Source organism: Candidatus Aegiribacteria sp. (genome assembly GCA_021108005.1).
In the GTDB taxonomy this organism is placed as follows: domain Bacteria; phylum Fermentibacterota; class Fermentibacteria; order Fermentibacterales; family JCC-6; genus Aegiribacteria.
The window spans coordinates 1-12576 of the sequence record JAIORS010000021.1 but is presented as its reverse complement, the minus strand read 5'-3'; the positions used below and the strand labels follow the sequence as shown (position 1 = coordinate 12576).

The 12576-nt window shown below is 49.7% G+C and carries 13 protein-coding genes; 12 read left to right on the top strand and 1 reads right to left on the bottom strand.

Translation table 11 applies throughout. From position 1 onward, the window contains the following. Positions 1–161: 161 nt before the first annotated feature. Genes K8S15_01575 through K8S15_01545 form a run of 7 tightly spaced genes read left to right on the top strand, consistent with a single transcriptional unit; the run spans position 162 to position 7429 of the window. Entirely contained in the window at positions 162–1298 is a 1137-nt protein-coding gene (locus K8S15_01575; GenBank protein MCD4774725.1) for a DUF362 domain-containing protein, read from the top strand. A gap of 1 nt (position 1299) precedes the next feature. Continuing rightward, positions 1300–2259, top strand: coding sequence for a hypothetical protein (locus K8S15_01570; protein ID MCD4774724.1), 960 nt, complete (start codon positions 1300–1302; stop codon positions 2257–2259). Then, positions 2249–3382, top strand: coding sequence for a DUF362 domain-containing protein (locus tag K8S15_01565; GenBank protein ID MCD4774723.1), 1134 nt, complete (start codon positions 2249–2251; stop codon positions 3380–3382). Before K8S15_01570 ends, K8S15_01565 begins: the two co-directional genes overlap by 11 nt. A gap of 1 nt (position 3383) precedes the next feature. Beyond that, positions 3384–4364, top strand: a complete 981-nt coding sequence (locus K8S15_01560) for a glycerol-3-phosphate dehydrogenase (GenBank protein MCD4774722.1) — start codon at positions 3384–3386, stop codon at positions 4362–4364. Then, positions 4365–5489, top strand: a complete 1125-nt coding sequence (locus K8S15_01555) for an aminotransferase class V-fold PLP-dependent enzyme (protein MCD4774721.1) — start codon at positions 4365–4367, stop codon at positions 5487–5489. It abuts the gene before it with no gap. A 5-nt stretch (positions 5490–5494) separates the two neighbouring features. Beyond that, a complete protein-coding gene (locus tag K8S15_01550) occupies positions 5495–6655 on the top strand; it encodes a family 10 glycosylhydrolase (protein ID MCD4774720.1) in 1161 nt (386 codons plus the stop codon). A 12-nt stretch (positions 6656–6667) separates the two neighbouring features. Beyond that, positions 6668–7429 carry an MBL fold metallo-hydrolase gene (locus K8S15_01545; GenBank protein MCD4774719.1) on the top strand — a complete coding sequence of 254 codons (762 nt, stop codon included), beginning with the start codon at positions 6668–6670 and terminating at the stop codon, positions 7427–7429. A 9-nt stretch (positions 7430–7438) separates the two neighbouring features. Here K8S15_01545 and K8S15_01540 read toward each other — a convergent pair whose 3' ends face one another. Continuing rightward, positions 7439–7714 (bottom strand): hypothetical protein, encoded by a 276-nt coding sequence (locus tag K8S15_01540; GenBank protein MCD4774718.1) that lies wholly within the window; start codon positions 7712–7714, stop codon positions 7439–7441. 254 nt (positions 7715–7968) lie between these two features. Here K8S15_01540 and K8S15_01535 point away from each other — a divergent pair, with 254 nt between their 5' ends. The 5 genes from K8S15_01535 to K8S15_01515 are packed head-to-tail and all read left to right on the top strand — an operon-like array spanning position 7969 to position 12481. Then, on the top strand, positions 7969–8622 hold the full coding sequence (locus tag K8S15_01535; GenBank protein MCD4774717.1) for a hypothetical protein: 654 nt from the start codon (positions 7969–7971) through the stop codon (positions 8620–8622). A gap of 2 nt (positions 8623–8624) precedes the next feature. Continuing rightward, positions 8625–9968 carry an anion permease gene (locus K8S15_01530; GenBank protein MCD4774716.1) on the top strand — a complete coding sequence of 448 codons (1344 nt, stop codon included), beginning with the start codon at positions 8625–8627 and terminating at the stop codon, positions 9966–9968. A gap of 1 nt (position 9969) precedes the next feature. After that, entirely contained in the window at positions 9970–11043 is a 1074-nt protein-coding gene (locus K8S15_01525; protein ID MCD4774715.1) for a 3-dehydroquinate synthase, read from the top strand. After that, a complete protein-coding gene (gene tatC, locus K8S15_01520) occupies positions 11040–11753 on the top strand; it encodes a twin-arginine translocase subunit TatC (protein MCD4774714.1) in 714 nt (237 codons plus the stop codon). Before K8S15_01525 ends, tatC begins: the two co-directional genes overlap by 4 nt. Continuing rightward, positions 11750–12481: a glycosyltransferase gene (locus K8S15_01515; protein ID MCD4774713.1), complete on the top strand. Its 732-nt coding sequence runs from the start codon at positions 11750–11752 to the stop codon at positions 12479–12481. Before tatC ends, K8S15_01515 begins: the two co-directional genes overlap by 4 nt. The last annotated feature ends 95 nt before the right edge of the window (positions 12482–12576 follow it).

Below are 12576 nucleotides of genomic sequence, written 5' to 3'. Positions count from 1 at the left end.
CTATCCAGTGCTTTCCTTACTCTGATTTCAATTTACTGGTTCATCCGAATGATACCACCACTTATTTCCGCAAGTGCCGCAAGTGACGTCCGACCCCCTTTCTGGTAGATTCATTAATTGATTTATATCTGTGTTCGCACGCAATTCTGCAGTGATGGCAGATGATCACGCAGGTTATGCGGAAAGGTTATATGCCCTTTGATGTAGTGCTGAGATCCGGTTTTGAGAATTACGACAGAACCGTTCTGATAGAAAACCTCGGGGAAATGATCGAACAGGCCGGTGGCTGGCCCGAATCCGTGGTACCAGGCGCCAGGGCTCTGCTTAAGGTTAACATGCTGTCAGCTAAATCCCCTGAGAGGGCGATCACCACACATCCTGAAGTAGTGGCTGCAATGGCAGTGCTTCTCAAACGGGAAGGTTGCGTTGTAACCATCGGTGACAGCCCCGGAGGGGCGATAAAGGGTGTTGAGAGGTACTGGAACAATTGCGGCTTTACCGCTGTAGCGGATGAACTGGGAATTGAACTGGTCAATTTCGAAAAGGCCGGTTCGGTGGAAGTTACCCTTGATGATCGAACCTATAATATAGCGAAACCCATAATTGATGCCGATGTGCTTATCAATATGTGCAAATTCAAGACCCACGGTTTATGCAGGCTGACCAATGCGGTTAAGAACGCCTTCGGAGCCATTCCGGGGCTCGGAAAAGCGATACTCCACAGCCATGCCATAAGGCCTGCTGATCTTGCTGATAATCTTGTTGATATCTACACTATCGTTGGATTCGACTTTCATGTAATGGACGCGATACTGGCCATGGACGGGAAGGGCCCAAGTACCGACGGTACACCAAGATGGGATGGTATACTTGGAGTCGCGCGGGACGGTGTTTGTCTCGATGTTGTCATGACCGGGCTGGCGGGACTGGATCCCCGCAAGCTTCATACCAGCAGAATCGCCCTTGAAAGAGGGCTGGGGCGTGATCCGGAGGAAATAAAAGTCAGCGGTATTGAGGATTGCAAACTGGAGAATTTTCGAATACCGGGGGAGAGTTTTTACAATCTTCTACCATCATTTCTTGGCGGAATTGCAAGGTATTTTTTCAAGAGACCTCCGGTCGCAACGGATAAGTGCGTTGGATGCGGTATTTGTGAAGAAGGATGTCCGGTTGGCGCCATAACCATACGAGACGGAAAGGCCGTGATGAACCGGAGAAAGTGCATTATGTGCCTGTGCTGCCACGAGCTTTGTCCCCACCGCGCGATTGAGATTCGCATCCCGCTGGGCAGGAGCTGAAATGGGATCTGAAAGAAGACCAACTACCCTTCACAGAATTGAATACGCTGTTTTGCGTACGGTGATATTCTTCGCAGGACTCCTGCCTGTAAGATGCGCTCTGGCTCTGGGTGCCTTTCTTGGCTGGACAGCCTGGAGTGTTTTTGGAATCAGGAAGAAGATAGTGCTGCAGAACCTTCGGCAGGCCTTCCCGAACAGGACCGGCGGGGAGCTTGATAGAATCGGGCTTCATTCCTACATGCACTCGGGCCGCTTCATGATGGAATTCGCCAGACAGGACAGGATGGACGCAGATTATGTAGCGAAACATGTGACAGTTGAGAATCCTGAAGCCCTGGATGTTCTGAAAGCTATTGACGGGGCAATACTCATTACCGGGCATTTCGGTAACTGGGAACTTTATGGTATTGTCAACAAATATGTGCTGGGAGATGTGTCCTTCCTCGTGGGCAGGCAGAGCAACAGTCTTGTTGATGAACACATAAACAGGTCGAGATCCGTCCACGGAATAGAGCTGTATAACAAGAGGTCGGCCGTCAGGGGGGTCCTGAAATCGATGAAGCGGGGCGGGTACGTCTGCTGGCTTTCAGACCAGGATGCAGGTAACAGCGGAGTAGTTGTTGATTTCTTTGGTTATCCCGCATCAACCCCAAGGGGAGCTGCCGCGTTTTCCGTAAAACTCGGGGTGCCGGTAGTGCCTTCGGCGCTTTTCAGGGAAGGGAAAAGTCCGAATCACATACTCGAGATAGGAGAACCGATATATCCGGACAGTTCTCTCTCTCCGGAGGAAGCTGAGGCCGATGTAACACAGAAGTACACCAAAGTATTCGAGGACATGATAAGCAGGAACCCGGAACTTTACTGGTGGTCGCACAGGAGATGGAAAACCACGGGAATGTACGGTGACAGGAAGAATGAAGCCCCGGTAAAAGACCTGGAGGAAAACGAAAATGAGAAGTAAAGTGGCTGTATTGAAAACGTCACCGGATACCGTTCTTGAGGATTATCGCAGATTACTTAAGAGTATTGATTATCTGGATTATCTGGACAGAAGTAAAAAAGTTCTACTGAAGATCAACGTATCCTGGCATCACTGGTATCCAGCCTGTTCGACAACGCCATGGCAGCTGGACGGAGTTATCCGGACTCTGCTGGAAGATGGTTTTGCCAGGGATCAGCTCGTATCCACTCATAACAGAACTGTTGTGGTGAGTGATAAGAGAGGCGAGAAGGGTAATCACCTCAGACAGGTTGACGAGGATCTCCACGGTATTGAAAAGATAAGGCTTTACGAGAAGCCTGTTAAATGGGTTGAGTTCAAGCCAAAGAAACCGTTCAGAGTACTTGGAAAAATATTTCCCGATGGCGTGAAAATCCCCGATGCGCTGATAGGGCAGAACATAATCCAGCTTCCCACAATGAAGACTCACGTATTCACAACGATTACGGGAGCCATGAAAAATGCCTTCGGGGGGCTGCTCAGCGAGCGAAGACACTGGACTCACAGCGTTATACATGAAACCCTTGTCGATCTTCTCAGAATTCAGAAGGAAATCCACCCCGGTCTTCTGGCGGTAATGGATGGAACATTCGCCGGAGAAGGGCCTGGGCCGAGGGCCATGATACCCCATGTAAAGAACTACATACTCGCATCCGCGGATCAGGTTGCAATTGACGCTATAAGCGCCAAAATGCAGGGATTCGATCCCTTGAAACTGGATTTTATCAGGCTTGCCCATGAAGAGGGGCTTGGCACGGGAGACCCGGTTGATATTGAGGTAGTCGGAGAGGATATTTCCGATGTGAATTTTCATTTTGTACAGACGGATACTTTTGCCAGCAAGGGGCAGAAGATGATCTATCATGGATGGCTGAAACCAATAGAGAATCTGCTCCTCAGAACTCCCATAGTACCCTGGGCCTTTTTTGCAAGCAGGCTTTACCATGATGTATTCTGGCTTAATATGGTCGGCAAAAAACGGATCAGGGAAGCCCTGGATACAGATTGGGGAAGGCTGTTCGAACAGTACGGCTCTGTTGACACAATTCCCCGGCCGATTCCGGATCAGGACTCGGAAGGGTAAGATGCCAGTCACTCAGGCGGTTCTGGGTTGCGGTAGATGGGGAAGTTTTCACCTGTGGTACGGATCGAGGATTGGAAACTCCGTCACAGGCTGGGAGCCTGAGGGAATTCAGGAATTCGTTAAGCTTCAGGAAACCAGGAAGAACAGGTATCTGGAACTCCCGCCTGAGGTGCGGTTGACCAGCAGCATCGAAGAGGTTTCCAGATCGGATATAATCGTTGTCACAGTTCCCGCTCAGAAGTTCAGGACACTTTGCGTAGAACTCAGGCAGATTGACATTTCAACCACCGACCTGATACTCTGCATGAAAGGTATTGAAAAGGATACTGGAATGAGACTTTCTGAGATAGCTCGCGAGGAGGGACTTAAGCCCCGGAGCCTGTCGGCATGGGTGGGCCCCGGACATCCGCAGCAGTTCGTTACGGGAGTACCCAGCTGCATGATAGTTGCGTCGGATAATGAAAATGATTCGATGCGCATTTCCAACCTGCTGGGCAGCGATCTGATACGTTTTTACAGGTCCCGGGATATCATAGGTTGCGAAGTTGGCGCGGCAACCAAGAACGTTATTGGAATCGCGGCTGGAATGCTTGATGGACTGAACCTTTCGGGTCTCAAGGGAGCGCTCATGGCCAGGGCTCCACAGGAGGTGGCAAGGCTGGTAGCCTCGATGGGCGGTGATTGGAGGAGTGTATACGGTTTATCTCACCTTGGCGATTATGAAGCGACCCTATTCTCACCCTTCAGCCATAACCGGATGTATGGAGAAGCCGTAGCCAGGGGAAACTCCGCGGAAAACCTCCAGCTTGCCGAAGGCGTTGACACAGCGACCGCAGTCATGCTTCTTGCGGACAGGTACGATGTGGAGATGCCCATAACCGATACGGTAAGAAAGGTTATCAACAACGAAATTCCCGCGAAGGAAGCCATAGGAGAACTTTTTGCAAGACCGGAAAAGGAAGAATTCGCCGACCACTTCTGACTGGAAAGGAAGATCGAGCTGAAGGGAACAACATATCTGGATAATCTTACAGTTACCCCCCTCCGCGAGGAGGCCCGCAGGGCAGTTTCCGAAGCTCTAAAAATGGGATATGGGCATCCAAGAAGCAGTAACCTTCCCGGAAGAGTGGCGCAGAAGGTCCTGGATGATCTAAGAAACAGGACAGTGCGGTTTTTTGGTGGTTCCAGGGTTCTTTTCTATTACGACGCTAATCTGGCCAATGGCCTTTCCATTCTATCCGCAGGCAGGCAGGCAAGAGAGGCTGGCAGAGGGCACATTATAACTTCCCCGGTTGAAAGATCTTCAGTAGTGATTGCTTTAAAAACCCTCAGAAGCGAGGGATCAACTGTGAGTATTCTTGAGATCGACAGCAACGGAAGGATAATTCCGGAGTCACTTTCTGAGGTTATTTCAGAGGAAACCGGCCTGGTCACATGCGCATGGGTCAACGGTATTTCCGGAATCGTACAGCCTGCTGTGAAGCTGGCCGAGATAGCTCATTCCGCGGGAGCCTGGTTCCATACAGACGCATGCGATGCAGCCGGCAGACTTGAAATAGATCTATCTGAAACCGATATTGATATGATTACGATATGTTCCCTTAAATTTGGAGGCCCGGCAGGGGCGGCAGCTGTTGTTATGCCAGATGTGGATCCCTGGCTTATAAGCGCCGTACAGGAATTTTCATCCATGACCAATATACCCGGAGTATCAGGTATGCTGGCAGCGATGGATGTTATAGGAACCGGTATTGATCCACGCGCCAGGATAGTCAATCAGCTCCGAAAAGATCTTTTTTCAGGGCTTGACTCGTGTGGCGCAAGCTACTCTATCATTGGAGGAAGGCTTGAGTATCTTCTTCCCGGAACCGCGCTGCTGAACATAAACCATGCACCGGATAAGCTGCATCTTAAACTGGAAATGGAGAACATTATACTCCCGTCACACAACTCATCGGACCGATTGTCCTACCTCGAGAGAATGGGACTGGATGTTTCAAATCCCGATCAGTATCTGGGTTTTTCCATAGATGTTATGAATACTGCTGTCGATATCGAACATTTTGTAAGATCCTTTTCAGACGTTCTTTCTGATGGAGAAGGGTGACAGAAGTGAGAATTGGTTTGATCTTTCTGCTGGTTCTGGTTGTAACTGGAACTAATTTTGCTGTGGATATCGTTTGCGACTGCCGATATTTCTGGATGGTAAGAGACGCGCTTGAAACCCCTGAAAGTATCGACTCAATGATAAATAGAGCCGCAGAGGCGGGAGCAAACGGAATAATCGTTCAGGTAGCTGGAAGGGCCGAAGCCTACTACACTTCATCTATACTACCCATGGCGAACTTCCAGGATGATTTCGATCCACTTGCGTATACAATAGCAAGGGCCAGACCCAGAGGGCTGGAGGTTCATGCCTGGGTAAACGCTTTTCTGGTATGGTCCGCGCCTTACCCGCCGGCTGATTCGTTACATGTCTGGCACTCCCATCCCGATTGGTTCATGACCGACAGATTCAACCGTTCTACTAGGGAGTACACAAGGGATGAATGTGATCGAAACAGTCTGGTTGGAGCTACGCTTTCCCCGGCTATACCCGAAGTAAGAGAATTCATCGCGGATGTTGCCGCGGAGATTGCGGTAAACTACAGCGTAGACGGTATTCATCTTGATTACATAAGATATCCGAACCCTTCCTTCGGTTTTGAATTTCAATCCTCAGGAAAGTTTTTTCTGGAAACAGGGCTTGATCCCCTGGATATATTCAGGAGGTACGGCGAAACCGGTGAGCTTGTCGATATGTGGTCACTCTGGAAGATTGATCAGGTAACCATGACCGTTGAAACCATCAGATCTGTTCTAAGGAGTGAGGCTCCGGGAGTATTGCTTTCATGCGCGGTGATGGCCGATCCGAACGAAGCAAGATCCCATTACTCCTGCGATTGGAGGTCATGGCTGGAATCGGGGCTGGTTGATTTCGTATGTACAATGGCTTACACCACCAATACAGTGAAGGCAAAAGAGCTGGCGGTTCTTGGAACAACAGTATGTCCGGAAAGGGTTATTCACGGCATAGGAATTTACAACCAGCCAATGTCCACTGCGTTCGTGGGAGCTGCTGAGGCTCTGGCTAACGGAGGAAGAGGTATATGTATATTCAGTCTTAATTCACTATCTTCCGATAGTACCTGGATGCTTAGGAATTTCTGGGGTCAGACTGGCAGCACGGATCATCCGCTTGATTCAGCTGTTTTTCATCGTGTTTCCAACTGAAAGCGGGAAGCTATGAAACTTGGTGTTCTGGCCAGCGGAAGCCGGGGGAATGCCTTTGTTATTGAACATGATGGCTGCATGGTGTTCATTGACGCAGGACTGAGCGGAAGGAAGCATACTGAAAGACTCCTGGAATCAGGATTTGGCGGTTTCTTTCCTCAAGCTCTTTTCATAAGTCACGAACACTCGGATCATATAAAGGGCGCCGGTATACTGGCCCGAAAGTGGAATATTCCCATATACGGTTCCAGCGGCACTCTGAATGCTTCGATGAAAAGACTGGGAAAACTGCCCGGTACGGAAATACTAAGAAATGGAACCGGAGTGGATTTCGGCTCATTTACTGTAAACGCTTTCAGTGTTGCACATGATGCGGCTGATCCCTCCGGATTCGTAATCGAATGGAGTACGGGGAAGCTGGGAATCGCGACTGACCTTGGCAAATCCAGCCCTCTGGTCGAAAATAACCTGGCAGGGTGCAGCGCTATGATTCTGGAGTTCAACCATGATGAAGACATGCTGTGGGGAGGTAGTTACCCCTGGAATCTGAAACAGAGGATAGCTTCAACAACGGGGCATCTTTCGAATAGTGCGGCTTCGGAACTTCTGGGAGCGGTTTATCATAGAGATTTAAAAGTATGCGTTCTTGCCCATCTGAGTCAGGAGAACAATCTTCCGCATCTGGCCGAGAAAGCATCACGGGAAGTAGCTGGTGGAACAGTAATGATCCGTACCGGCATGCAGGATATACCACTGCCTGCCCTGGATCTGTAGAGGAGGTAGTTAGAATTGAAATGGGCCATGATACTGGCATTCTCGGCCGCGGCAATATGCTCGGCCATTGATATTGATCTTGGAGCGGAAATCGGCATGTGCTATCCAACCGGGCAATGGGGGAACAGCCTTAATACCGGTGTTGATGCCGGACTGTCCGCTTCGTGGATTGTTACGCAATCGTTCAGAACCGGACTTGGACTTTCGTTTAGTGTGTTCGGAAGCAGCGACCAGGGAGCCGCCAGTCTTACTTTCTTCGAACCACAGCTGAAAGCAGGATACTATCTGAGACCATGGGGCAACATTTTCAACCCCGGTGTAGTTTGCGCCATTGGACTTTCCCGAAGTTCGTTAAGCAACAGTGGAGGAACAGACCCCGCGTCATGGGATCCGTTCTGGAATGTTGGTCTAAGATGGAACTTCAACATAGGAAGCGGGTTCAGAGGTGAGATCGGCGGAGATTACTCCAGCATAATGGCTGAAATGGAAACCGGAGATTCGTTCAGCCTCAAGTTCGGTATTTCCAGGGAGGTGGAATTGTGAAACGGCTTACGATACCGGCCCTGTCAGTCCTGATAATTGTGGCTGCTTCAGGATGCGGCAGAAACCCCCTCTTCTACCGAATGGGAGCGGATTACTATCCAATCGATGATATCGGAAGTCAGTGGGAATATTCCATCGACGGGGGTGGAACACTGATCGTATCGGTGATAGACCAGACCGAAAAAGGGGAGAGAGCCTGTTACCGAGTACTTTCGGGAGCGGACTATACGTACTGGATAGCTAACGATGGATACCTTGAATTCTATGAAGACCATCGGGTAATGTTCAACGGTTACGAAGTTCCCCTGTATCAGGCATGGGTGACATGGCTGGACTGGCCACTTACAACGGGATATTCTCGTACAGATACAGCATCTACTTTTGCCGTAAGCCAGGGCATTACAATAAGTCATGACTGGGAAAGAACTTCTGTTGTTCAGGATATCGTAACGAGCCCGGATGGGAAATGGGCGGAATGCTACCATCTAAAACAGTACGAAACGACTATCAACTGGATCAGGGCCGCCGGATTCGAACCTGAAACAACTACTGTCCGAAGGGACATATGGCTGGCTCCCGACGTTGGAATGGTTGAAAGAACAACCGCTGACAGCAGCCTGACCCTTGTAGAGTATCAGCAGGGCAACTGAATTTGACTTCAGGCCTTGTTTTCTCACTGTTCTTTGTTTTCGCGTACGTTTATATAGCCGCTGCCCATAAGAAGCGGGGATTGGCTATTTGGATTACCGCGGTTCTGGCAATTGTGTTCAGCTTCATTTTCGGCTGTTTTGCGGGGTGGGGCGAGCTGGCTTCGATTGCAGGCGGTATTAATTTCAGCGTACTGCTGATCTTCTCCGGGATTCTTCTTATTGCCGAGGTGCTTATTGAAACCGGAGTACCTGGTTATCTTGCGGGTCACATAGTAACCCGTTCAAAGAATTTCGGTCATGCAGCCATCTATCTCTGTATCCTGTCAAGCGTAATATCGGTTTTTGTTGAGAACGTAGCCACGGTAATGATAGTGGCTCCAATTGCCCTTGAGGTCGCTAAAAAACTAAAGGCTAATCCTGTGGTGCTGCTGATAGGTATTGCAGTGGCCAGCAATCTTCAGGGAACCGCTACACTGGTCGGTGATCCTCCGAGCATGATACTTGCCGCTGCGGAGAATATGGATTTCAATGATTTCTTCTTCATGGACGGAAAACCGGGAATATTCTTTGCTGTTCAGATTGGGGCGATTGCATCCTTCTTCGTTCTTAGCAGACTGTTGAAGAAGGACTCAAGACCACTTCCGAAAGTAACGATTCCTGAAGTCAGCAGCTGGTTTCCCGCATGGATCCTTGCAGGAGTGATCTTCGGTCTGGCAGCATTGAGTTTTTTCTTCCCGGGAGTAGGCATTGAGGCCGGCCTGCTGTGTATCTCAGGGGGAGGAATGGCCGTAGCATGGCACGCTTTGTTCAGAAGAGGCCACCTTGGAAACAAGGGTAAAGTTAAACATGGTGACCGCAGGGCCACAGATATCCTGAAGAACTTCGACTGGGATACACTGTTTCTGCTCGCCGGTATCTTCTTCATGGTGGGTGCTCTTGAGGAGATGGGTGTCATGAGAATGGTTGGTGTTTTTCTTGCCGGCGTATCCGGGAACAGTCCCATATTTGCGTTTCTGATAGTCGTTGTAAGCTCGGTCATACTGAGCGCTTTCATTGACAATGTTCCCTATGTAACGGCCATGATTCCTGTAACTCACGCGATAGCACAGACTCTTGGAGAAGTTGGGCAAAGTCATTACTACCTTACCTTCGGTCTGCTTATAGGGGCCTGTCTCGGAGGTAATATATCCCCGGTCGGTGCCGCGGCGAATATCGTATCCGTATCTGTATTGAGAAAGAACGGTTTCAATGTATCGTTCATGGATTTCGTTAAGGTGGGATTGCCTTTTACAATTGCGGCGACAGCAGTTGGCGCTGCTTTTATCTGGTTTGTCTGGGGGCCGTAAAGTGATGAATTTCGTATGGAATACTACCGCTATGAAGACAATTGTTCATACCTGTTCCGTTATGCAGCGGTCCGCATGGATGGATGAATTCTCAGATGAGTGGGAAAAGCCATTCCTGATAATTGATTCCGAAGTAAGAAGACTATGGGACAATCAGCTGCAGCAGATAATAATGTCTGCTTCAGGGCTGTACGTAACGGAAGCACGTGAGGAACAGAAAAACACGTTCACACTTGCTCAAATATGGGAAAGCATGTCGGGAGCGGGAATTCACAGGGATACTCCGGTCGTAGTAATTGGAGGCGGGCTGGTATGCGATATGGGAGCGATGGCCGCATCAACTTACATGCGCGGATTGAAACTGATGCTTGTTCCCACCACTCTTCTGTGCATGGTTGATGCATGCCTTGGCGGTAAAACCGGTGTGAATCTGGCGGGAGCCAAGAATCAGGTGGGAACGTTCAATCCAGCGGAGAAAATTCTAATATCACCCGAATTCCTTGATACACTTCCGAAGCGTGAGTTCGGAAGCGGTATAGCGGAAATTATTAAAACTGCCCTGATAGGAGACAGCTCAATACAGGAATCACTTGAGCAGATGGATATAGAGAATCCTGAGAGCGGGATCATCCTTGAAATTGTCCGAAAGTGCCTTAAAGTCAAGGGAGGCATAGTAGCCGAAGATCTAAGAGAAACCGGAAAGAGGATGCTTCTCAATCTGGGGCATACAATTGGACATGCCCTGGAAAGCACCAGCGGGTTTCAACTTTCTCACGGAGAAGCTGTTGGGCTGGGGCTTATAGTGGAAGCCGCCATCGCGGCAAGTCGGGGAGGGAATGAGAATCTGCCGGATGAGATCCGGCGTCTGCTGAAAGGGACCGGTCTTCCCACAGGTATCGATGATACGATTTCCGAAGAGGATCTGTACCGCCTTTTCGACAGAGACAAGAAAACCCGGAAAGACGGTCGGATATGGTCACTCCCCTTTGACTGGTGCGACTGCAGGCTTACATACCTTACCTCTGATCAGGAGGAAAAGGCCCTTCCTGGAGCAATGAGTTTGCTGAAGGTATGAAAAGTATTACCGAGGGCAGTTTCTGGGAACACCTTGAGGAACTCAGACACAGACTGTTCTATGTACTTGGTGTTCTGGCAGGATTGATAATTGTATCCTTCTTTTTCAGCAGGCAGCTCATGGCTCTGGTTCTTTCACGGGGTCCCGCGGAACTGCAGACTCTCGCGCCTACTGAGGCATTTTCAGCGCATCTCAGCCTGTCGCTTTTAGCCGGTATTCTTATTTCATCGCCTGTGATCTTCTACCAGTTCTGGAGATTCGTTTCGCCGGGCCTCCGAGAAAAGGAAAGAAAAACGGCCCTTCGCGCGGCCTTCGTATCCGTTCTGCTGTTTCTCGCGGGGGCGGCGTTTGCCTGGTTTCTAATGCTTGAACCGGCCATTAATGTATTCAAAAGCTTCGAGACGGGAAATATAGTCGGCCACTGGAGCCTCGCGAACTATATAGGTTTTCTCGGGAGGGTTGTCATAATATTCGGTATCGCGTTCCAACTCCCTGTTCTAGTACTTATGCTGATAAGCCTGGGAGTCACAACGCCCGATCTCCTTGCGAAATACAGGAGGCACATAGTTGTGGGGCTTCTTATTGCCGCTGCTATCCTTACCCCGCCCGATCCCCTTACACAGGTTATGCTGATGCTTCCGTTGTACCTGCTCTTTGAGCTGAGCCTGCTGACGGCCAGGATCGGTTACAGAAAGAGGAACGCTTCATGAGCATCAGTGAGAAGCTGCGTGAAGCATGTCCGGAGAATGCATTCACAGTTGAGATCATAGTACCAGTATATAATGAGGAGAGCATTCTCGAAAGCCAGCTCGTGCCTGTTCTGAAGGTATTACCTGCTGAATTTAAGGTAACGGTTGTCGAAAACGGCTCAACCGATAGAACGGGAGATATTCTCCAGCACCTTGAAGGTGAGTATCCGGTACTGAACACCGTTTTTCTCCCCGATCCCAATTACGGCCTGGCGATGAAAACCGGCCTGATGAGATCCGGGGCTGATATAGTAATTATCGATGATCTGGATGTGCTCGATGTTGACTTCTGGGTGAGAGGGCTCCGGCTTCTATCCGAGGACGATCTTGACCTTGTTCAGGGCTCCAAAGTACTTGCCGGTAAAGACGACAGAAGGCCTCTGATAAGAAAGGCCGCGACCCGTACGCTTACATTCCTTCTCAGAAGGCTTCTGGGATACAGGGGAACGGATACCCACGGACCTAAGGTTGTATGGAGGGACGCTGTAAAGGATATTCCTCCGCTGTGTGAGTTCGAGCTTGATATATTTCCAACCGAATTCGTTATAAAGGCTCAGAACTCCGGAGTCAACATTCGCGAAGTGCCGATTCACTTAAGCGAAATCCGCGCAACACCTCTGCCGCTTTACAAAAGGGTCCCGCGGGCCCTGCGGGACATCTGGCGCCTGTACCAAGGGTGCCGGGCCTAACATCTAAACATTTTGTCCTATTATATTTATATTTGGTTTATATTATGGCTAATATTTTTAGAAGGGCCGAACCTTTTGGACCGACCCTGCATGAT